Here is a 3,191-nt window from a genome sequence, read left to right as displayed (position 1 = left end):
GTGGGGGTTAAAAGCTCCGGCGGTGAAGGATGAGCCCGCGGCCTATCAGCTTGTTGGTGAGGTAGTGGCTCACCAAGGCGACGACGGGTAGCCGGCCTGAGAGGGCGACCGGCCACACTGGGACTGAGACACGGCCCAGACTCCTACGGGAGGCAGCAGTGGGGAATATTGCACAATGGGCGAAAGCCTGATGCAGCGACGCCGCGTGAGGGATGACGGCCTTCGGGTTGTAAACCTCTTTCAGCAGGGAAGAAGCGAAAGTGACGGTACCTGCAGAAGAAGCGCCGGCTAACTACGTGCCAGCAGCCGCGGTAATACGTAGGGCGCAAGCGTTGTCCGGAATTATTGGGCGTAAAGAGCTCGTAGGCGGCTTGTCACGTCGGGTGTGAAAGCCCGGGGCTTAACCCCGGGTCTGCATTCGATACGGGCTAGCTAGAGTGTGGTAGGGGAGATCGGAATTCCTGGTGTAGCGGTGAAATGCGCAGATATCAGGAGGAACACCGGTGGCGAAGGCGGATCTCTGGGCCATTACTGACGCTGAGGAGCGAAAGCGTGGGGAGCGAACAGGATTAGATACCCTGGTAGTCCACGCCGTAAACGGTGGGAACTAGGTGTTGGCGACATTCCACGTCGTCGGTGCCGCAGCTAACGCATTAAGTTCCCCGCCTGGGGAGTACGGCCGCAAGGCTAAAACTCAAAGGAATTGACGGGGGCCCGCACAAGCAGCGGAGCATGTGGCTTAATTCGACGCAACGCGAAGAACCTTACCAAGGCTTGACATACACCGGAAAGCATTAGAGATAGTGCCCCCCTTGTGGTCGGTGTACAGGTGGTGCATGGCTGTCGTCAGCTCGTGTCGTGAGATGTTGGGTTAAGTCCCGCAACGAGCGCAACCCTTGTTCTGTGTTGCCAGCATGCCCTTCGGGGTGATGGGGACTCACAGGAGACTGCCGGGGTCAACTCGGAGGAAGGTGGGGACGACGTCAAGTCATCATGCCCCTTATGTCTTGGGCTGCACACGTGCTACAATGGCAGGTACAAAGAGCTGCGAAGCCGTGAGGCGGAGCGAATCTCAAAAAGCCTGTCTCAGTTCGGATTGGGGTCTGCAACTCGACCCCATGAAGTCGGAGTTGCTAGTAATCGCAGATCAGCATTGCTGCGGTGAATACGTTCCCGGGCCTTGTACACACCGCCCGTCACGTCACGAAAGTCGGTAACACCCGAAGCCGGTGGCCCAACCCCTTGTGGGAGGGAGCTGTCGAAGGTGGGACTGGCGATTGGGACGAAGTCGTAACAAGGTAGCCGTACCGGAAGGTGCGGCTGGATCACCTCCTTTCTAAGGAGCATCTAGGCCGCCAAGCTTGCTTGGTGGTCCAGGGCCATTACGTCGGCAAACGTTCGACGGTGGTTGCTCATGGGTGGAACGTTGATTATTCGGCACTTTCAGTCATCTCGGGCTGCCAGTACTGCTCTTCGGAGCGTGGAAAGCTGATCACGAGTGGCGAGAGTGCCGGGCACGTTGTTGGGTGTCTGAGGGTACGGCCGATATGGCTGCCTTCAGTGCCGGCCCCAGTGCACTCGAACTCTGGTTCGGGGTGATGGGTGGTTGGTCGTTGTTTGAGAACTGCACAGTGGACGCGAGCATCTGTGGCCAAGTTTTTAAGGGCGCACGGTGGATGCCTTGGCACCAGGAACCGATGAAGGACGTGGGAGGCCACGATAGTCCCCGGGGAGCCGTCAACCAGGCTTTGATCCGGGGGTTTCCGAATGGGGAAACCCGGCAGTCGTCATGGGCTGTCACCCATACCTGAACACATAGGGTATGTGGAGGGAACGCGGGGAAGTGAAACATCTCAGTACCCGCAGGAAGAGAAAACAACCGTGATTCCGGGAGTAGTGGCGAGCGAAACCGGATGAGGCCAAACCTTGTATGTGTGAGACCCGGCAGGGGTTGCATGCAGGGGGTTGTGGGATCTCTCTTTCACAGTCTGCCGGCTGTGAGGCGAGTCAGAAACCGTTGATGTAGGCGAAGGACATGCGAAAGGTCCGGCGTAGAGGGTAAGACCCCCGTAGTCGAAACATCAACGGCTCGTTTGAGAGACACCCAAGTAGCACGGGGCCCGAGAAATCCCGTGTGAATCTGGCGGGACCACCCGCTAAGCCTAAATATTCCCTGGTGACCGATAGCGGATAGTACCGTGAGGGAATGGTGAAAAGTACCGCGGGAGCGGAGTGAAATAGTACCTGAAACCGTGTGCCTACAAGCCGTGGGAGCGTCGGGCAAGCACTTGTGCTTGCCTCGTGACTGCGTGCCTTTTGAAGAATGAGCCTGCGAGTTTGCGGTGCGTTGCGAGGTTAACCCGTGTGGGGAAGCCGTAGCGAAAGCGAGTCCGAATAGGGCGATTCAGTAGCGCGCTCAAGACCCGAAGCGGAGTGATCTAGCCATGGGCAGGTTGAAGCGGCTGTAAGAGGTCGTGGAGGACCGAACCCACCAGGGTTGAAAACCTGGGGGATGACCTGTGGTTAGGGGTGAAAGGCCAATCAAACTCCGTGATAGCTGGTTCTCCCCGAAATGCATTTAGGTGCAGCGTCGTGTGTTTCTTGCCGGAGGTAGAGCACTGGATAGGCGATGGGCCCTACCGGGTTACTGACCTTAGCCAAACTCCGAATGCCGGTAAGTGAGAGCGCGGCAGTGAGACTGTGGGGGATAAGCTCCATGGTCGAGAGGGAAACAGCCCAGAGCATCGACTAAGGCCCCTAAGCGTACGCTAAGTGGGAAAGGATGTGGAGTCGCAGAGACAACCAGGAGGTTGGCTTAGAAGCAGCCACCCTTGAAAGAGTGCGTAATAGCTCACTGGTCTAGTGATTCCGCGCCGACAATGTAGCGGGGCTCAAGCGTACCGCCGAAGTCGTGTCATTGCAGCAATAGGGCCAACGCCCGCTGTGATGGGTAGGGGAGCGTCGTGTGCCGGGTGAAGCCGCGCCGGAAGGCAGTGGTGGACGGTTCACGAGTGAGAATGCAGGCATGAGTAGCGATACACACGTGAGAAACGTGTGCGCCGATTGACTAAGGGTTCCTGGGTCAAGCTGATCTGCCCAGGGTAAGTCGGGACCTAAGGCGAGGCCGACAGGCGTAGTCGATGGATAACCGGTTGATATTCCGGTACCCGCTGTGAAGCGTCAAACATCGA

General features: G+C 57.9%; 2 rRNA genes. Both read left to right on the top strand.

The window, feature by feature from the left end:
- Positions 1–1,336: ribosomal RNA gene (locus ACZ4TO_RS38965) — 16S ribosomal RNA — on the top strand; the annotation flags it as partial.
- A gap of 313 nt (positions 1,337–1,649) precedes the next feature.
- Positions 1,650–3,191: ribosomal RNA gene (locus ACZ4TO_RS38960) — 23S ribosomal RNA — on the top strand; the annotation flags it as partial.

The organism is Streptomyces sp. NPDC028298, from assembly GCF_055565895.1.
Note: the sequence above shows the minus strand (reverse complement) of the source record. Positions and strands in the feature narration are given on the sequence as shown.